The sequence below is a fragment of the Mycobacterium sp. 1081908.1 genome, from assembly GCF_001673535.1.
In the GTDB taxonomy this organism is placed as follows: domain Bacteria; phylum Actinomycetota; class Actinomycetes; order Mycobacteriales; family Mycobacteriaceae; genus Mycobacterium.
In genome coordinates, this window is record NZ_LZLY01000087.1 from 1 (window position 1) to 18,082 (window position 18,082).

Consider the following 18,082-nt stretch of genomic DNA (forward strand, 5'->3'; position numbering starts at 1 on the left):
GATCCGGATGGGCGTCGACGAGGACACCGTCGCGGTCACCGTCCGCGACTATGGGGTGGGGCTGCGGCCCGGCGAGGAGAAGCTGGTGTTCAGCCGGTTCTGGCGCTCAGACCCGTCGCGGGTGCGGCGCTCCGGCGGCACCGGGCTGGGCCTGGCGATCAGCATCGAGGACGCGCGGCTGCACCAGGGCCGGCTGGAGGCGTGGGGCGAGCCCGGCCAGGGCGCCTGCTTCCGGCTGACGCTGCCCCTGGTCCGCGGCCACAAGGTCACCACCAGCCCGCTGCCGTTGAAGCCCATCCCGGAGCCGCCGGCGCCGCCGCGCCCGGACGCGCCGCGCCCACGTGAGCACGCCGAGCGGAGCGTCTGATGCGGCGGTTGCTCGCGCTTGTCTCGCTGGCGTTCGCCCTCGCCGGGCCGCAGCCCCACCCCATAGTCGCGGACGGTGACCGCGACGGTGTCCTCGTCGACGCCCATCCGGATCTGCACCGGCTTGTGCTCGGCGTGGTCGATGGCGTTGGCGATCAGGTTGCGCAGGATCCGCTCCACCCGTCGGGCGTCGACCTCGGCGATCACCTCCTCGTCGGGCAGGTCGACGAGCAGCTCGATGCCGGCCTCCTCGGCCAGGTGGCCCACGTTGCCCAGCGCGCTTTGCACCGTGGCGCGCAGGTCCACCGCCTCGACGGACAGCTCGGCCACACCGGCGTCGTGCCGGGAGATCTCGAGCAGGTCGTTGAGCAGCGTCTCGAACCGGTCCAGCTCGTTGACCATCAGCTCGGTGGACCGGGCCAGGGTGGGATCGAGGTCGGCGCTGTGGTCGTAGATCAGGTCGGCGGCCATCCGCACGGTGGTCAGCGGGGTGCGAAGCTCGTGGCTGACGTCGGAGGTGAACCGGCGCTGCAGGTTGCCGAACTCCTCGAGCTGGGCGATCTGGCGGGACAGGCTCTCGGCCATGTCGTTGAACGACACGGCCAGCCGCGCCATGTCGTCCTCCCCGCGCACCGGCATCCGCTCGGACAGATGGCCTTCGGCGAACCGCTCGGCGATCCGCGACGCCGACCGGACCGGCACCACCACCTGGCGGGACACCAGCAGCGCGATCCCGGCGAGCAGCACCAGCAGCACCGCGCCGCCGGTGATCATCGTGCCGCGCACCAGCTGGATGGTGGCCTGCTCATTCTTCAGCGGAAAGATCAGGTACAGCTCGAGGTTGGCCACCTGCGACGACGTCGGCGTGCCGATGACCAGCGCCGGCCCCGAGAAGCCGTCGGTGTGCACGGTGGCGTACTGGTAGGCCGCCTGCCCGGCCTTGACGAAGCCGCGCAACGCGTTGGGCACCTGGTCGACGGGCCCGGCCGCGCTGGCGGCGCGCGGGCCGTCGCCGGGAACCATCAGCACCGCGTCGAACGCGCCGGCCAGGCCGGCGCCCGAGGCGGGATCGGTCTTGGACGTCAACGTGTTGCGGGCCAGCTGCAGGCTGCTGTCCAGCGAGCGGGTCTCCTCGCCGTTGACGATGCCGGCGACCGTCGTGCGCGCCCGCTCGATCTGTTCCATGGCGGCCCGGACCTTCACGTCCAGCACGCGGTTGGTGACCTGGCTGGTCAGCACGAAACCGAGCGCCAGGATGACGGCGAGCGACAGGCCGAGGGTCAGCGCGACGACCCGCAATTGCAGCGATCGGCGCCACGCAGCGCCCACGGCCCGGCTCACCGCACCCATGCCACGCGTCATGGGGCCAGAACGCCCCCAGCGACTCCTAGTGCGTTGCCGCGAGCCCCAGATCAAAGAACCTCCCGGATCACGGAGGTCCGGCCTTGTATCCCACTCCTCGAACGGTCAACACCACGGTCGGGTTCTCAGGGTCTTTCTCGACCTTGGCCCGCAGACGCTGGACGTGCACGTTCACCAGGCGGGTGTCCGCCGGGTGCCGATACCCCCACACCTGTTCGAGCAGCACATCACGAGTAAACACCTGGCGCGGTTTGCGTGCCAGCGCGACCAAAAGGTCGAACTCGAGCGGTGTGAGGGAGATCTGCTCGCCGTTGCGGGTGACCTTGTGCGCCGGCACGTCGATGTCGACGTCGGCGATGGAAAGCATCTCGGCGGGCTCGTCGTCGTTGCGCCGCAGCCGCGCGCGCACCCGGGCGACCAGCTCCTTGGGCTTGAACGGCTTCATGATGTAGTCGTCGGCGCCCGACTCCAGGCCGAGCACCACGTCCACGGTGTCGGTCTTGGCGGTCAGCATCACGATGGGCACGCCGGAGTCGGCGCGCAACACCCGGCACACGTCGATGCCGTTCATGCCCGGCAGCATCAGGTCCAGCAGCACCAGATCCGGGCGCAACTCGCGCACCGCGGTCAGGGCCTGGGTCCCGTCGCCGATGACCGCCGTGTCGAAGCCCTCCCCACGCAGCACGATGGTGAGCATCTCGGCCAGCGAAGCGTCGTCGTCGACGACCAAAATCCTTTGCCTCATGGAGTCCATGGTGTCACCAGATCGGGACAAATTCGGCGCACCACACGGGCGTTTCTTCTTCGATACGGGCGAATCGTGACAAATCTGTGCTATTCGGCCGTCAAATCGGCGGCCAACCGCCCCGGATCGACGTCGGCGTCGACGACCAGCCATCGCCCGCCCCAGCCGGCGGCGGCCAGCTCGGCGTAGACCGCGCCGGTGCGCTGCTGCAGTCCGTCGTCGCGTTCGTAGCTGTCGCGCGCGCGGCCCGGCTCGTGCTCGGCCCGGCGGCGGGCCCGCCGCGCGGCGAGCTCGGCGGGCACCGCCAGCAGGACCTGCCAGTCGGGGGTGGGCAAGCCCAACCGCTCGTATTCGAGCCGGTGCACCCAGGCCGCTACCTCGCCCGCCGCGTCCTGGTGCAGGCGCGCCGCGCTGTAGGCCGCGTTGGACGCGACGTAGCGATCCAGGATCACCACGTCGTGGTCACGGCCCAGCGCCGCGATCTCCCCGATCGCGCCGGCGCGGTCGAGCGCGAACAGCGTGGCCATCGCGTACACCGACGACGCCAGGTCACCGTGCCCGCCGTGCAGCGCCTCGGCCGCGATGTCGGCGGTCACCGACTGCCCGTAACGCGGGAACGCCAGCGTGGCAACCGACTTCCCGGCGCGTTCGAAGGCCTTGCGCAGGCCGTCGGACAGCGTCCGCTTGCCGGAGCCGTCGACCCCTTCGATCGCGATCAGCACGGCGCGAGCCTATCCCGGCGCGCGAACGTGCGGCTGGCCGCACACTCGCGGCCGAACGTGCGGCTGGCCGCACGCTCGGCGAGCGAGCAACGGCTCAGTAGCGGTAGTGGTCGGCCTTGTAGGGACCGTCGACGTCGACGCCGATGTACTCGGCCTGCTCCTTGGTCAGCTTGGTCAGCTGGCCGCCGAGCGCCTCGACGTGGATGCGGGCCACCTTCTCGTCGAGGTGCTTGGGCAGCCGGTACACCTCGTTGTCGTACTCATCGTTCTTGGTCCACAGCTCGATCTGCGCGATCACCTGGTTGGAGAAGCTGTTGCTCATCACGAACGACGGGTGCCCGGTGGCGTTGCCGAGGTTCAGCAGCCGGCCCTCGGAGAGCAGGATGATCGACTTGCCGCTGTCACCGAACGTCCACACGTCGACCTGCGGGCGGATGTTCACCTTGGTGGCGCCGGACTTCTCGAGCTGGGCGACCTGGATCTCGTTGTCGAAGTGCCCGATGTTGCCCAGCACCGCGTGGTCCTTCATCGCCTTCATGTGCTCGAGCGTGATGATGTCCTTGTTGCCGGTGGCGGTGATGACGATGTCCGCCTCGCCGATCGCGTCCTCGACGGTCTTGACGTCGTAGCCCTCCATCAGCGCCTGCAGCGCGTTGATCGGGTCGATCTCGGTGACGACGACGCGCGCGCCCTGGCCCTTGACCGAGTCGGCGCAGCCCTTGCCGACGTCGCCGTACCCGCAGATCAGCACCTTCTTGCCGCCGATCAGCACGTCGGTGCCGCGGTTGATGCCGTCGATCAGGGAGTGCCGGCAGCCGTACTTGTTGTCGAACTTGCTCTTGGTGACCGAGTCGTTGACGTTGATGGCCGGGAATGCCAGGTCACCGGCCGCGGCGAACTGGTAGAGCCGCAGCACGCCGGTGGTGGTCTCCTCGGTGACGCCCTTGACCGACTCGGAGATCTTGGTCCACTTGTCCTTGTCGGTCTCGAAGCGGTTGCGCAGCAGCTCCAGGAAGACCTTCCACTCGGTGGGGTCGTCGTCCTCGGCGGGCGGCACCACGCCGGCCTTCTCGTACTGCGCGCCGCGCAGCACCAGCATGGTGGCGTCGCCGCCGTCATCGAGGATCATGTTGGCCGGCTCGTCGGGCCAGGTCAGCATCTGCTCGGCGGCCCACCAGTACTCCTCCAGCGTCTCGCCCTTCCAGGCGAACACCGGGACACCCTTGGGCTCCTCCGGGGTGCCGTGCGGGCCGACGACCACCGCGGCGGCGGCGTGGTCCTGGGTGGAGAAGATGTTGCACGACGCCCACCGGACCTGCGCGCCGAGCGAGACGAGGGTCTCGATGAGCACCGCGGTCTGCACGGTCATGTGCAGCGAGCCCGAGATCCGCGCGCCCTTGAGCGGTTGCACGTCGGCGTACTCGCGGCGCAGCGACATCAGACCCGGCATCTCCTGCTCGGAGAGCTCGATGTCCCGCCGGCCGTAATCCGCCAGCGACAGGTCGGCGACCTTGAAATCGATGCCGTTGCGGACGTCGGCGGTGAGCTTGCTTTCGGTCGTCGTCATGGCGTCATTCATCCTTCATAGGGGCTTATGGAATCCAAGCGGTACTTAGCTTAGGTATGTTCTTCCGCCACTGTAGCCGCGACCCCATGTCGCTCCGCGAACGGCGTCATCAGCCGGGCCAGGTCCGCCGCCACGTCGTGATCGGCCTCCGGCGGCATGGACACGTAGCTGAGCGCCAGCCGCACGATCGCGCGCGCCAGCACCCCGGCGTCCTCGTCGCTGGTCGCCACCCAGCTCTGGGTCAGCGCCGTGGTCAGGCGCGCCGACGCCCGGGTGATGATGGGCCCGCTGTCGGTGGTGATGAGCTGCAGCAGGTCGGGCTTGGCGACGCCGGTGAGCAGCGAGATCACCAGCGGGTCGGCCGCCGACTCGGCGAAGAAGGAACCAAAACCCTGCAAGAACGCCTCGTGGATGTGCCCGACGTTGGCGTCGATCGCCGATCCGACCGCGTCGACCAGGCGATCGGCCAGGCGCAGCGCGTAACCCTGCGCCAGGCCCTGGCGCGAGCCGAACTCGTTGTAAATCGTCTGCCGGCTGATGCCCGCGGCGCGGGCCACGTCCGACAACGTGATCGCGGACCAGTCCCGCGTCAGCAGCAGGTCGCGCATCGCGTCGAGCACCGAGTCGCGCAACAGGACGCGTGACGCCTCGGCGTAGGGCATCCGCTTCACAGGCGCGACAGTAGTGGTTGAGGCGTTCACGGTCTCGCCACTTCTATCATTTCGAAGTCCGATTTCGCGGCGCCGCAGTCGGGGCAGCTCCAGTCCTCGGGGATGTCGTCCCAGCGGGTGCCGGGCGCGATCCCGTCCTCCGGCCAGCCCAGCGCCTCGTCGTATTCGAAGCCGCACTGGATGCAGCGGAACAGTTTGTAGTCGCTCATGCCCTAGCTCCTTGCCTCTCGAAGTCGACCTTCTCGCGCACCGCGCAGTCCGGGCAGCACCAGTCGTCGGGAATATCCTCCCACCGCGTGCCCGCGGGAAAGCCTTCCCGCGGAGCGCCTTTCGCTTCGTCATAAACGTAGTCGCAGCCCGGGCAGCGGTAGGCGATCATGCCGCCACCCCGTGCCGCGCCAGCAGCTTTTGGCGCAGCCGCGGATGCACGTTGACCCGGGTGATGTCGCCGTCGTAGTGCGCCAGCACGCGGTGGTCCATCACCCGGCGCCACAGCGGCGGGAAGTAGGTCAGCGAGATCATCGACGCATACCCGCTCGGCAGGTTGGGCGAGCCGTCGATGCTGCGCAGCGTCTGGTAGCGACGGGTCGGGTTGGCGTGGTGATCGCTGTGCCGCTGCAGGTGATACAGGAACAGGTTGGTCACGAGGTGGTCGGAGTTCCAGCTGTGCACCGGCGCGCAGCGCTCGTAGCGACCGTTGGCGCCCTGCTGGCGCAGCAGCCCGTAGTGCTCGAGGTAGTTGACCGCCTCCAGCAGGCTGAACCCGAAGACCGCCTGGATGATGACGAACGGGATCAGGCCCGGGCCGAAGATCGCGATCAGCGCGCCCCACAGCACCACCGACATCGCCCACGCGTTGAGCACGTCGTTGGACGGGTAGGTCCGGGGGTCCCACGGGCTCTTGCCCAGCCGGCGCAGCCGCTGCGCCTCCAGCCCCAGCGCCGAGCGCAGGCTGCCGAACACGCTGCGCGGCAAGAACTCCCAGAACGTCTCGCCGAACCGCGCCGACGCCGGGTCTTCGGGCGTCGAGACGCGCACGTGGTGGCCGCGGTTGTGCTCGATGTAGAAGTGGCCGTAGCAGGACTGCGCCAGGGTGACCTTGGACAGCCACCGCTCCAGCGCGTCCTTCTTGTGCCCCATCTCGTGGGCCGTGTTGATCCCCACCCCGCCGAGGACCCCGACCGACAGCGCCACGCCCAGCTTGCCCGCCCAGCCCAGCGCGCCGTCAAACCCGAGCCAGCTCAGGTTCCCCGCGGTGAACAGGTAGGCGCCCATCACCACGCTGAGGTACTGGAACGGGATGTAGACGTAGGTGCAGTAGCGGTAGTACTTGTCGTTCTCCAGCCGCTCCATCACCTCGTCGGGCGGGTTCTGCCCGTCGGGACCGAAACGCAGGTCGAGGATCGGCAGCAGGACGTAGAGCAGGATCGGCCCGATCCACAGCGGCGCCTGCGCGGCGGCGTGCCAGCCGAGCCGGTTCAGCGCCCAGACGATCGGCAGCATCACGAACAGCGCCGTCGGCGCGATCAGCCCCATCAGCCACAGATGGCGCTTCTTGTCCCGCCAGACCGGCGCGTCGTCGGGCCGCAGTGTCGTCATGTGCCAAGCCTCCTTGTGTTGGAGTTTCGCCGAACCTGTAAATCCGCAGACAAAGTGCGAGTAAGGGCCTGCCGAATTACAGGCTCGGCGAACCGAGTCGCATTTCTCGGTTGACAATACGACAGCTTGCGTCTTGTGTCTAGACACAGACCGCTATTTTGTAAACAAGGCGCTCAGCCCACCGAGGAGAGCTCCCCCGATTGCCGACGCCCCTGAACCGAGTGCCGATAGCCGTAACCGGCGTAGATCGCGGTGCCCACCACCAGCCAGACGCCGAAGCGCACCCAGGTCAGCGCGCTGAGGTTCAGCATCAGCCACGCGCAGGCGGCGATCGAGGCGACGGGCAGCAGCGGCACCCAGGGCGCCCGGAAGCCCCGCTCCAGGTCGGGCCGGGTGCGCCGCAGGACCATCACGCCCGCGGACACCAGGACGAAGGCGAACAGCGTGCCGACGTTGACCATCTCCTCGAGCTTGGCGATCGGGAAGACCGAGGCCGTCGCCGCGATCACGACGGCGACCAGCACGGTGATCCGCACGGGCGTCCCGCGCGCGCCGGTCTTGGCCAGCGACCGCGGCAGCAGCCCGTCGCGCGCCATCGCGAACAGCACCCGGCACTGCCCGAGCACCAGCACCATCACCACCGTGGTCAGCCCCGCCAGCGCCCCGATCGCGATGATCTTGCTGGCCCAGTCGATCCCGTTGGCCGCGAAGGCCGTGGCGAGGTTGGCCGGCTTGCCACCGGGCACGGTCTTGAGCTGGGTGTAGGAGACCATGCCGGACAGCACCACCGACACCGCGACGTACAGGACGGTCACGATCGCCAGCGACGCCAGGATGCCCCGGGGCACGTCGCGCTGCGGCTTCTTGGTTTCCTCCGCCATGGTGGCCACGATGTCGAACCCGATGAACGCGAAGAACACGATCGACGCCCCAGCCAGCACCCCGTACCAGCCGTAGTGGCTGCTGTGCGCCCCGGTCAGCAACGACAGCACGGACTGGTTGATGCCCGACGCCTCGTGCCCGGCCTCCGGCTTCGGGATGAACGGCGAGTAGTTGGAGCCCTTGATGTAGAAGACGCCGACCAGCACGACGAAAATCACCACCGACACCTTGATTCCGGTGATCACGGCGGAGAATCGCGACGACAGCTTGGTGCCCAGGGCGACCAGGGTGGCGACCACCGCGACGATCAGCAGCGCGCCCCAGTCGAGGTCGATCGACCCGAGTTGCACTGTGCCCCCGGCGAATCCGAACACGTTGCCCAGGTAGCTCGACCAGCCCTTGGACACGACGGCGGCCCCGATTGCCAACTCCAGCACCAGGTTCCAGCCGATGATCCAGGCCAGGAACTCCCCGAAGGTGGCGTAGGAGAAGGTGTAGGCGCTGCCCGCCACCGGCAGCGTCGATGCGAATTCGGCGTAGCACAGGGCCGCCAGCGCGCAGGTGACCGCGGCGATCACGAACGAGATCCAGATGGCCGGCCCGGTGACGTCGCCGGTGGTCGACGCGGTGACGGTGAAGATGCCGGCGCCGATCACCACCGCCACGCCGAACACGACCAGGTCCCACCAGGTCAGCTCCTTGCGCAGCCGGGTCTCCGGCTCGTCGGTGTCGGCGATCGATTGCTCGACCGACTTCGTGCGCCATCGATTTGCCATCTGGCCCGCCTTTCGGGACGTGCTGGTACCCGCTGGATCCCCGTTGGACCGCACAGTACTGGGTAGTCTGCGGGCATGCGGGAGAGCGGGGGAGACATGAGGGACCACGCCGTGGTCATCGGGGGAAGCATCGCCGGCCTGTGCGCCGCGCGGGTGCTGTCGGACTGTTATGCGCGAGTCAGCGTCTACGAGCGCGACGAGTTGCCGGGCGCGCCGGCGCACCGCGCGACGGTCCCGCAGGACCGGCACCTGCACATGCTGATGGCCCGGGGCGCGGCGGAGTTCGAGAGCCTGTTCCCCGGCCTGCTGGACGACATGGTCGACGCGGGCGTGCCCATGCTGGAGAACCGGCCGGACTGCATCCACCTGGGCGCCGCGGGGCACGTCCTGGGCACGGGGCACACGCTGCGCGACGAGTTCACCGCCTACGTGCCCAGCCGCCCGCACCTGGAGTGGCAGCTGCGCCGGCGCGTCCGGGACATCGACAACGTCGAGATCATCCGCCGGTCGGTCGCCGAGCCGCGGTTCGACCGCGCGCGCCAGCGCGTGACCGGCGTGCTGCTGGACCCGCAAGACGGCGGCGAGCCGGAACCGGTGCCGGCCGATCTCGTCGTCGACGCCGCCGGCCGGGGCACCCGGTTGCCGGTTTGGTTGGAGCAGTGGGGATATCGGCGCCCCGTCGAGGCCACCATCGACATCGGCATCAACTACGCCACCCAGCAGTTCCGCATGCCCGAGGGCCTGATCGCCGAAAAGGTGGTGGTCGCCGGGGCCTCCCACGACGAGTCGCTCGGGCTGGGCATGCTGCACTACGAGGACGGCGTGTGGGTGCTGACGACGTTCGGCGTGGCGGGCGCCAAGCCGCCCGCGACGTTCCCCGACATGCTGGCGCTGGCCGGCAAGCTGCTGCCCGCGCACTTCAACGCCGCGCTGGCGCGGGCCGAGCCGGTCGGCGAGCCGGCATATCACGCGTTTCCGGCCAGCCGGTGGCGCCGCTACCACCGGCTGGACCGCTTCCCCGCCGGCATCGTCCCGCTCGGCGACGCCGTCGCCAGCTTCAACCCCACCTTCGGGCAGGGCATGACCATGGCGGTGCTGCAGGCCGGCCACCTGCGCCGGGCGCTGCAGTCGAATGACCTTGCCCGCGAACTGAATCGGGCCACCGCCAAGACGACCTACCCGGTGTGGATGATGAACGCCATCGGCGACATCACCTTTCACCACGCCGAACCCAAGGGACCCGTTCCGTGGTGGTGGCGGCCGTCGGGCGCGTTGTTCGACCAGTTCCTCGGGGCCGCCGAGACCGATCCCGTTCTGGCCGAATGGTTTTTGCGCCGGTTCTCGTTGCTGGACAGCCTGTACATGGTCCCGCCGCCGCGGATCGTCGGCCGCGCCATGGCGCACAACATGCGGCTGTGGCTGCGCGAGCGCCGGGAGGCCGCCCGTGGCGATCGCGAGCGCGGCGAAGCCGGGCGATGCGGGTCGCCACTATAAGACCGCCGGCGCGGGGCCGTCACAGCCCTACGGTCGCCCTGAACAATTTGGAGGGTTCGCGCGCGACGAGGCGGATCGGTCCGTCGTCGGCCGCGACCCAGGCCGCCATCCCGCGCTCCAGCGTGAGCGACCCGGACTTGGCGTGCACCGTCGTGCAGCCCTGGGTGCCCAGCAGGATCTGCGGGCCCTCGTGGGCGCACCCCGCGTCGACCTCGTGGCCGAGGTACTCGCCGTCGAGCGCCAGCAGCGCGACGGCGAACTCGTCGGTCGGCGTCTCGTAGATCTGGCCGAACCCCTCGCGGCGGATGGGCGGACGCAGCTGCGCCTCGGTGGTGGGCGCGAAGTCCAGCACCCGCAGCAGCTCGGGCACGTCGACGTGCTTGGGGGTGAGCCCGCCGCGTAACACGTTGTCGGAGTTGGCCATCACCTCGACGGCGAAACCGCGCAGATAGGTGTGCAGGTTGCCGGCCGCCACGAAGATGGCCTCGCCCGGGGCCAGGGTGATGCGGTTGAGCAACAACGCGGCCAGCACCCCGGCGTCCCCGGGATAGCGTTCGCCCAGTTCCAGCACCGTCTTGGCTTCGGCCGCGAATTCCGTTGCCCCGGAACTGACGTACTGAATCGCGCCGTCCAGCACGGCGGGCACCAGCACGTCGATGTCGGGCTGGGGCGCGGTGATCCAGGTGGTGAACAGCGCGCGCAGGCCGTCGGCGTCGGACTGGTCGTTCAGCAGGTCGATGTAGGGGTCGAGGTCGGAGACGGCCAGCGCGCGGAGCAGCTCGACGGTCCGCGACGCCTGGCGAAACCCGGCCAGCGCCTCGAACGACTGCAGCGCCACCAACAACTCCGGCTTGTGGGAGGTGTCGCGGTAGTTGCGCACCGGCGAGGACACCGGGATGCCCAGGCGCTCCTCGCGCAGGTAACCCTCGACCGCCTGCTCGGCGCTCGGGTGGGCCTGCAGCGACAGCGGCTCGTCGGCGGCCAGCACCTTGACCAGGAACGGCAGCACGTCCCCGAAGCGGGCCCGCGACCCCGGGCCGAGCTGCCCCTCCGGGTCGGCGACCAGCGCCTCCAGCAACGAGACCTCGCCCTTGCCCGTCTCCAGCCAGGCCGGGTCGCCCGGGTGCGCCCCGAACCACAGCTCCGCCTCCGGATGGGCCGCCGGGACCGCCCGCCCGGTGAATTCCGCCAGGGCGGTCCGCGATCCCCAGGCGTACGTCCGCAAGGCCCCGCGAAGCAGTTCCACTTGTCTCTTTATCCCCGCACCAGTCGCATGTAAACCGCGGCCATCTCCAGCCGGACGGCCAATACTGCCAGTTGCTGCTCGGCGCTGATGGCGCCCCCCAACGCCGGCGCGACCGTGGAGCCGGCCGAGCCGCCGGGCCCGTCGGGCACGTCCTCGGCGGCGAGCAGGTAGACGTTTTCGAGCCCGGCGGTGCGGGCGGCCACCACCGTCTGCTCGTCGCGCAGCGTCAGGGCCAGCACCCGAAGCCGGTCCGGCCGCGGCCCGTCGATCTCCTCGTCGTGGAAGAGGTCCTCGACCGAGGACGCGGCGGCGCCCCCGGGACCCCCCGCCGCCCGCAGCGCCACCACCGCGTCGGCCAGCCCGGTGGCGGCGACGACCTCGTGGGCGACCCGCAGCAGCACCGAACTGGCGTGCCGGGCCAGCGCCAGCGTCGCGGCGCAGTCGCCGGCCAGCGCCGCCCGGCGACCGGCCAGCCGCTCGGCGATCGTCTTGGCCGGATTGGTGAACAGCTCGCGGCCGGCGCTGTTGCGCAGCGCCTCGGCGTCCAGCTCGTCGGCGAGCGACCCCAGCTCGACGCCGGGCCGCGGGTCGACGGTTCGCAGCACGGCCAGGCCGGCGGCCAGGTAGCGGCACAGCCCGAACTCGGCGGGCACCTGGACCCGCGGCTCGAGCACCGCGGCCCGCCCGGCGGTGGAGTCGCGCAGCGGACCCTCGTACGGCGCCGCCACGACGACCCGCGCCCCCCGGCGCACCCCGGTCGCGGCCGAGCTGACCAGCGCGGGATCGCCGGGGTCGTCGCCGGCGACGATCAGCACGTCCAGCGGGCCGACCCACGGCGGCGCCTCGCCGACGACCGTGATCGGCTGGGAGGCCGACCCGCCCAGCGTCGCGGCCAGCAGGGCCCCGGCGGTCTCGGCGCTCCCGCGGCCGGCCACCCAGATCACGCTGCGCGCGCGGTCGTCGGCCGTCAGCCCGTCGAGCGCGCCCTCGTCGGCCGCCGCGCCGATCGCGCGGACCTGCGCGCCCGCCGACGAGGCCGCCCGCAGCAGGCCCAGCCGGTCGGCTTCCAGCAGTCCGTCGGTGTCTTCCAGGTCGATCGCCCGGGTGGCGCTCACGGGGCGGCCTCTTGGCCCGCGATCTGGGTGCTGATGGCGGCGACCAGCGCGTCGACGTCCTCGGCGGTGCGGCCCTCCACGTTGAGCCGCAGCAGCGGCTCGGTGTTGGAGCTGCGCAGGTTGAACCAGCTGCCGTCGCCCAAATCGACCGTCACCCCGTCCAGATGATCGATGGACTGAATCCGGGTGCCGAACGACTTCAGCACCGCGTCCACACAATACGACGCGTCGGCCACCTTGAAGTTGATCTCGCCGGACGATTCGTAGCGCTGGTAGTCCGCGGTCAATTCCGACAGCGGCCGGTCCTGCTCGCCGAGGGCGGCCAGCACGTACAGCGCCGCCAGCATCCCCGAGTCGGCGCCCCAGAAGTCGCGGAAGTAGTAGTGCGCGGAATGCTCGCCGCCGAAGATCGCACCGGTGTCGGCCATCAGCGCCTTGATATAGGAGTGGCCGACCCGCGAGCGCAGCGGTGTGCCGCCGCGCTCGGTGACCAACTCGGGCACCGCGCGGGAGGTGATCACGTTGTGGATGATCGTGGCGCCGATCTCGCGGCCCAGCTCGCGGGCCGCCACCAGGCTGGTCACCGTGGACGGCGAAACCAGGTGGCCGCGTTCGTCGACCACGAAGCACCGGTCGGCGTCGCCGTCGAAGGCCAGCCCTATATCAGCACCGACGGCGCCAACGAACTTTTGCAGGTCCACCAGGTTGGCCGGGTCGAGCGGGTTGGCCTCGTGGTTGGGGAACGAGCCGTCGAGTTCGAAGTACAACGGCGCCACGGTGATCGAGTCGATCGCGCCGAGCACCGCCGGGGCGGTGTGGCCGGCCATGCCGTTGCCGGCGTCCACGGCCACCCGCAGCGGGCGCAGCCCGGAGGTGTTCACCAGCGAACGCAGGAACGTCCCGTACTCGGCGAGCACGTCCTGATCGGTGACCGTGCCGGGCGGCCCGTCATGCGCCGCGACCCCGGCGATCACGTCGTCGGTGATGACGCCCAGGCCGGTCTCGGCGCCCACCGGTTTGGCGCCGGCGCGGCACAGTTTGATGCCGTTGTAGGCCGCCGGGTTGTGGCTCGCGGTGAACATGGCGCCGGGGCAGTCCAGCAACCCCGACGCGAAATAGAGCTGGTCGGTGGACGCCAGCCCGATGCGCACCACGTCCAGGCCCTGGCTTTGCACCCCGCCCGCGAACGCGGCGGCCAGCCCCGGCGAACTGTCCCGCATGTCGTGGCCGATCGCCACCCGGTTGGCACCCTCGCCGCGCATCAGCCTGGCGAACGCGGCGCCCAGGTCGGTGACCAGCGACTCGTCGAGCTCCTCGCCGACCAGCCCGCGCACGTCGTATGCCTTGACGACACGGCGAACGGTCGCGGCGGACCGGGACATGCGGGGACCTCCTGACGCTCCTGACAGTGGGGCTCTTGGCGCCAGCCTATCGGCCCGGGAAAAACCCGCGGCGCTTTAGTCAGAGGGGTCGGGCAGCACCCGCAGGTGCCCCCGGCGCCGGCCGGAACGGTGCTCGGGCGGCGCGAGCAGCCCGCTGCTCGGCGCGGTGGCCTGGGCCCCGGCGTGAATGTGGGGATCGGCAAAGCCGTTCACCGGCGCGGCCCCGTAGGGCATCGCCGCCTGGCCCGGGCGACCCTCACGCACCGCGTCGGCCAGGGCGACCAGGTCGTCCTCGTCCGGATGGGTGGGCTCGGAGAGGAGGGGGCCGGCGTGGCGCACCAACTCCCAGCCGCGGGGGGCGGTGATCCGGCCGGCATGGCCGACGCACAGGTCCCACGAGTGCGGTTCGCGCGCGGTGGCCAGCGGGCCCACCACTGCCGTCGAGTCCGAGTAGACGAACGTCAAGGTCGCCACGGCATAGTGCGGACACCCGGGCCGGCAACAGCGACGGGGAACGTTCACGATCGAAAGGCTATCGTGCGCAAACGCCGCGGAAGCGCCGGACACGCGCATCCGCACGACCCGCGATTCCCAACCGTTACCATCGGCCCGATGAGTGATTCCCGCGGCGATTCCCGCGGCTCCCCGCAAAGCGATCGGTCGCGGCGCCGTTCGGCTTCCTACCGTGCGTCGCGCCGGGGCCGCGACATGCGGGGCCCGCTGCTGCCGCCGACGGTGCCGGGCTGGCGCAGCCGGGCCGAGCGGTTCGACATGGCGGTGCTGGAGGCCTACGAACCGATCGAGCGGCGCTGGCAGGACCGCGTGTCCGAGCTCGACGTGGCGGTCGACGAAATTCCGCGCATCGCCGCCAAGGACCCCGAGAGCGTGCAGTGGCCGCCCGAGGTGATCGCCGACGGGCCGATCGCGCTGGCCCGCCTGATTCCGGCCGGCGTCGACGTCCGCGGTAACTCCACGCGGGCACGAATCGTCTTGTTCCGCAAGCCGATTGAGAGACGGGCCAAGGACACGGAAGAACTTTCTGAGTTGCTGCACGAGATCCTGGTGGCCCAGGTGGCCATCTACCTGGACGTCGAGCCCTCGGTCATCGATCCCACGATCGACGACGAATGACGTTGCGGGCGCGCGCCTGCGTCAGATGATGCCGCGCTTGAGGCGGCGGCGCTCGCGCTCGGAGAGGCCGCCCCAGATGCCGAAGCGCTCGTCATGGGCCAGGGCGTACTCGAGGCACTCGTGGCGCACCTCGCAACCGAGGCAGATCTTCTTGGCCTCGCGGGTGGATCCGCCCTTCTCCGGGAAGAAGGCCTCCGGGTCCGTCTGCGCGCACAGGGCGCGGTCCTGCCACTGGTCCGGGGTCGGCAGCGGTTCGGGCTCGGGCTCGAAAACGACTGGGGCGTCGGGAACCACAGTCAGGTGCGGGCGGACGGGTGCCGCCGGCATCGCGCCGATCGTGCTGTGCGGTGTGCCTGTCATAACGCCCCGAAGGTGCTCATAAGACATGCTTCGTCCGCCTCCTCAGGTTTGATTTGAGAGAGTGAGTGAGTTCCCACTGTTCTGATGTACAGACAATTCGAACATGTGATCGAATCTCGGTCTGCGACACCGGAATCGGCCGGCCAACCGGGAAATGACACTGATGTGATTAGACACTTGTTAACCTGCCTGGTCAAGCGTAATGGCGAATTTCCATATCATCTCGTGACCAAATTCCGGCGTTTCCGTTGTTTTGCGGCCTTCGGCGTGTCGATCACAGTCCTCCCGCGGGCAGTACTGTCGAGCCCTGTGAAGGTCAAGTGAAGGTCACGGTTCTGGTCGGCGGGGTGGGCGGCGCCCGGTTCCTGCTGGGGGTTCAACAGCTGCTCGGGCTCGGTCAGTTTTCGCAACAGGGCCCGGACGCCGGCGGACACGAACTGACCGCGGTCGTCAACGTCGGTGACGATGCGTGGATCCACGGGCTGCGCGTCTGTCCGGATTTGGACACCTGCATGTACACCTTAGGTGGAGGTGTCGACCCGGAGCGAGGGTGGGGTCACCGCGACGAAACCTGGCACGCCAAAGAGGAATTGGCGCGCTACGGCGTGCAGCCGGACTGGTTCCAGCTCGGCGACCGAGACCTGGGCACGCATCTGGTGCGCACCCAGATGCTCAACGCGGGCTACCCGCTGTCACAGATCACCGCCGCGCTGTGCGACCGCTGGCAACCGGGCGCGCGGCTGCTGCCGGCCACCGACGACCGCTGCGAGACGCACGTGGTGATCACCGATCCCGCCGACGACAGCCGCCGGGCGATCCACTTCCAGGAGTGGTGGGTGCGCCACCGGGCGCAGGTGCCCACGCACAGCTTCGCGTTCGTCGGCGCCGAAAAGGCCAGCGCCACAGCCGAAGCGGTGGCGGCCATCGGCGAGGCCGACGCGATCCTGCTGGCGCCGTCCAACCCGGTGGTCAGCGTCGGCGCCATCCTGGCGGTGCCCGGCATCCGCGGCGCGCTGCGCGCGGCCAAGGCCCCGGTCGTCGGCTACTCACCGATCATCGGCGGAAAGCCGTTGCGCGGCATGGCCGATGCGTGCCTGTCCGTGATCGGGGTCGAGTCCACCGCGGAGGCGGTCGGCCGGCACTACGGGGCGCGGCGGGGCACCGGGATACTGGATTGCTGGCTGGTCCACGAGGGCGACCGGGCCGACATCGAGGGGGTCGCGGTGCGCGCCGTGCCCCTGTTGATGAGCGACCCGAAGGCGACGGCCGAAATGGTCGCCTCGGGGCTGGAGCTCGCGGGCGTGAACCAATGACCGAACACGGGACCGGCTCGGCGATCGAGATCGTCCCCGTCACCGGGCTCCCCGAGTTCCGGCCCGGCGACGACCTCGGCGCGGCCGTCGCCGCGGCCGCACCCTGGCTGCGCGACGGCGACGTCGTGGTGGTGACCAGCAAGGTGGTGTCCAAGTGCGAGGGCCGCCTGGTGCCGGCGCCGCGGGACGCCGAGGAGCGCGACCGGCTGCGCCGCAAGCTGGTCGACGACGAGGCGGTGCGCGTGCTGGCGCGCAAGGGCCAGACGCTGATCACCGAGAACCGGCTCGGCCTCGTCCAGGCGGCCGCCGGGGTGGACGGATCCAACGTCGGCCGCGACGAGCTGGCGCTGCTGCCGGTCGACCCCGACGCCAGCGCCGCGGCGCTGCGCGCCGGGCTGCGCGAGCGCCTCGGCGTCGAGGTCGCCGTGGTCATCACCGACACGATGGGCCGCGCGTGGCGCAACGGCCAGACCGACGCGGCCGTCGGCGCGGCGGGTCTCCGTGTGCTGCACGGCTATTCGGGCGCCGTCGACCGGCACGGCAACGAGCTGCTGGTCACCGAGATCGCGATCGCCGACGAGGTCGCGGCCGCCGCCGATCTGGTCAAGGGCAAGCTGACCGCGATGCCGGTGGCCGTGGTGCGCGGGCTCGCCGTGACCGACGACGGCTCGACCGCGCGGCAGCTGCTGCGGCCCGGCGAGGAGGACCTGTTCTGGCTCGGCACCGCCGAGGCCATCGACATGGGCCGCCGGCAGGCCCAGCTGCTGCGCCGGTCGGTGCGCCGGTTCAGCGCCGAGCCGGTGCCGCCCGAGCTGATCGAGGCCGCCGTCGCCGAGGCGCTCACCGCGCCGGCCCCCCACCACACCCGGCCGGTGCGGTTCGTGTGGCTGCGGACCCCGGCCACCCGGACCCGGCTGCTGGACCGCATGAAGGACAAGTGGCGCTCCGACCTCGCGGGGGACGGCCGGCCCGCCGACTCGGTCGAGCGGCGGGTGGCGCGCGGGCAGATCCTCTACGACGCGCCCGAGGTCGTCATCCCGTTCCTGGTCCCCGAGGGCGCCCACGCCTATCCCGACGCCGCCCGCACCGCCGCCGAGCGCACCATGTTCACGGTCGCGGTCGGGGCGGCCGTGCAGGCGCTGCTGGTCGCGCTGGCGGTGCGGGGGGTGGGCAGCTGCTGGATCGGCTCGACGATCTTCGCCGCCGACCTGGTCCGCGCCGAGCTCGAGCTGCCCGCCGACTGGGAGCCCTTGGGCGCCATCGCGATCGGCTACGCCTCGGAGGCCGCCGGGGTGCCGCCCGGGCCGCGCGCCGCGCCGGACCCCGGGGATTTGCTGCTCCGCAAGTAATA

At 70.4% G+C, this 18,082-nt stretch carries 18 protein-coding genes and 1 pseudogene; 5 read left to right on the top strand and 14 right to left on the bottom strand.

Going from position 1 to position 18,082, the window contains the following annotated elements; translation table 11 throughout:
- A partial coding sequence (locus A5655_RS28275) for an ATP-binding protein (RefSeq protein WP_197508596.1) occupies positions 1–367 on the top strand: 367 nt, incomplete at its 5' end.
- Here A5655_RS28275 and mtrB read toward each other — a convergent pair.
- The 9 genes and pseudogenes from mtrB to A5655_RS12295 form a co-directional block, all read right to left on the bottom strand.
- Positions 325–1,728, bottom strand: a pseudogene (gene mtrB / locus A5655_RS29125) (MtrAB system histidine kinase MtrB); the annotation flags it as partial. The gene A5655_RS28275 and the pseudogene mtrB sit on opposite strands and share 43 nt — an antisense overlap.
- 67 nt (positions 1,729–1,795) lie before the next feature.
- Entirely contained in the window at positions 1,796–2,482 is a 687-nt protein-coding gene (mtrA, locus tag A5655_RS12265; RefSeq protein ID WP_055576516.1) for a two-component system response regulator MtrA, read from the bottom strand.
- Between the two features lie 80 nt (positions 2,483–2,562).
- Positions 2,563–3,195, bottom strand: a complete 633-nt coding sequence (locus tag A5655_RS12270; protein ID WP_067010261.1) for a dTMP kinase — start codon at positions 3,193–3,195, stop codon at positions 2,563–2,565.
- 94 nt (positions 3,196–3,289) lie between these two features.
- Complete coding sequence (gene ahcY, locus A5655_RS12275) at positions 3,290–4,762, bottom strand: adenosylhomocysteinase (RefSeq protein ID WP_067010384.1); 1,473 nt, start codon at positions 4,760–4,762, stop codon at positions 3,290–3,292.
- Positions 4,763–4,812: 50 nt separating this feature from the next.
- Positions 4,813–5,424, bottom strand: a complete 612-nt coding sequence (locus tag A5655_RS12280; protein ID WP_369807210.1) for a TetR family transcriptional regulator — start codon at positions 5,422–5,424, stop codon at positions 4,813–4,815.
- A 35-nt stretch (positions 5,425–5,459) separates the two neighbouring features.
- The gene (locus tag A5655_RS12285) at positions 5,460–5,642 is read right to left on the bottom strand and encodes a rubredoxin (protein WP_067010268.1); all 183 of its coding nucleotides are present in this window, start codon (positions 5,640–5,642) and stop codon (positions 5,460–5,462) included.
- Positions 5,639–5,812, bottom strand: a complete 174-nt coding sequence (locus tag A5655_RS27120) for a rubredoxin (protein WP_082978616.1) — start codon at positions 5,810–5,812, stop codon at positions 5,639–5,641. The genes A5655_RS12285 and A5655_RS27120 overlap by 4 nt, the downstream gene beginning before the upstream one ends.
- Positions 5,809–7,032, bottom strand: a complete 1,224-nt coding sequence (locus tag A5655_RS12290) for an alkane 1-monooxygenase (RefSeq protein ID WP_067010271.1) — start codon at positions 7,030–7,032, stop codon at positions 5,809–5,811. The genes A5655_RS27120 and A5655_RS12290 overlap by 4 nt, the downstream gene beginning before the upstream one ends.
- 173 nt (positions 7,033–7,205) lie before the next feature.
- The gene (locus A5655_RS12295) at positions 7,206–8,690 is read right to left on the bottom strand and encodes an amino acid permease (protein ID WP_067010273.1); all 1,485 of its coding nucleotides are present in this window, start codon (positions 8,688–8,690) and stop codon (positions 7,206–7,208) included.
- Positions 8,691–8,801: 111 nt separating this feature from the next.
- On the opposite strand from A5655_RS12295, the gene A5655_RS12300 reads away from it, so the two are divergent.
- Entirely contained in the window at positions 8,802–10,184 is a 1,383-nt protein-coding gene (locus A5655_RS12300; RefSeq protein WP_156764836.1) for an NAD(P)/FAD-dependent oxidoreductase, read from the top strand.
- A 19-nt stretch (positions 10,185–10,203) separates the two neighbouring features.
- Here the strand turns inward: A5655_RS12300 and manA are convergent, their stop codons facing one another.
- From manA to A5655_RS12320, 4 genes are all read right to left on the bottom strand, one after another.
- Positions 10,204–11,430 (bottom strand): mannose-6-phosphate isomerase, class I, encoded by a 1,227-nt coding sequence (manA, locus tag A5655_RS12305; RefSeq protein ID WP_067010279.1) that lies wholly within the window; start codon positions 11,428–11,430, stop codon positions 10,204–10,206.
- A gap of 8 nt (positions 11,431–11,438) precedes the next feature.
- Complete coding sequence (locus tag A5655_RS12310) at positions 11,439–12,545, bottom strand: TobH protein (protein ID WP_067010282.1); 1,107 nt, start codon at positions 12,543–12,545, stop codon at positions 11,439–11,441.
- A complete protein-coding gene (locus A5655_RS12315) occupies positions 12,542–13,927 on the bottom strand; it encodes a phosphomannomutase/phosphoglucomutase (protein WP_067010285.1) in 1,386 nt (461 codons plus the stop codon). Before A5655_RS12315 ends, A5655_RS12310 begins: the two co-directional genes overlap by 4 nt.
- 75 nt (positions 13,928–14,002) lie before the next feature.
- Entirely contained in the window at positions 14,003–14,449 is a 447-nt protein-coding gene (locus A5655_RS12320) for a DUF3499 domain-containing protein (protein ID WP_197508674.1), read from the bottom strand.
- Positions 14,450–14,635: 186 nt separating this feature from the next.
- Between A5655_RS12320 and A5655_RS12325 the strand changes: the two genes are divergently transcribed.
- Positions 14,636–15,058, top strand: coding sequence for a metallopeptidase family protein (locus A5655_RS12325; protein ID WP_067010292.1), 423 nt, complete (start codon positions 14,636–14,638; stop codon positions 15,056–15,058).
- A gap of 21 nt (positions 15,059–15,079) precedes the next feature.
- On the opposite strand, the gene A5655_RS12330 is transcribed toward A5655_RS12325, so the two are convergent.
- On the bottom strand, positions 15,080–15,418 hold the full coding sequence (locus A5655_RS12330; RefSeq protein ID WP_067010294.1) for a WhiB family transcriptional regulator: 339 nt from the start codon (positions 15,416–15,418) through the stop codon (positions 15,080–15,082).
- A 320-nt stretch (positions 15,419–15,738) separates the two neighbouring features.
- Here A5655_RS12330 and cofD point away from each other — a divergent pair, with 320 nt between their 5' ends.
- Positions 15,739–16,731: a 2-phospho-L-lactate transferase gene (cofD, locus tag A5655_RS12335; protein WP_067010296.1), complete on the top strand. Its 993-nt coding sequence runs from the start codon at positions 15,739–15,741 to the stop codon at positions 16,729–16,731.
- Positions 16,728–18,080 (top strand): coenzyme F420-0:L-glutamate ligase, encoded by a 1,353-nt coding sequence (locus tag A5655_RS12340; RefSeq protein ID WP_067010298.1) that lies wholly within the window; start codon positions 16,728–16,730, stop codon positions 18,078–18,080. Before cofD ends, A5655_RS12340 begins: the two co-directional genes overlap by 4 nt.
- The last annotated feature ends 2 nt before the right edge of the window (positions 18,081–18,082 follow it).